The following is a 295-nucleotide window of genomic DNA, read 5'->3' on the forward strand; positions in this document are numbered from 1 at the left end:
GACGCAATGGCGCGGGATATGCTTTCGCGGCAATAACGCGCACAGATGCTGTAATGGTCGAAAGTAATCAGGTAAGTTTTTTCACCATAGCCATCAACTTCACGCGCACAAATAAACTCGCGTAATTCACCACCGTTGTTATTGCGTTCCTGAATTCGGATTAATGCCTGAATTTCATTTCGGATTTTGACATTCATTGTCAGCGTTCCTTTCAGTGACATGTTTTTTCAACAGCCATTTCAGTGACACGACCACTGGTGATGACACCATCGTTTTTCAAAATCTCAATAGCTTC

At 43.1% G+C, this 295-nt stretch carries 1 protein-coding gene; it reads right to left on the minus strand.

Features of this window, described 5'->3' with window-relative positions; all coding sequences use genetic code 11:
* Positions 1–197: hypothetical protein (locus tag AC0L27_RS41285; protein WP_473323869.1), on the minus strand; the 197-nt coding region annotated here is incomplete at its 3' end.
* Between the last annotated feature and the right edge of the window lie 98 nt (positions 198–295).

The organism is Bradyrhizobium sp. Ken51 (genome assembly GCF_055807435.1).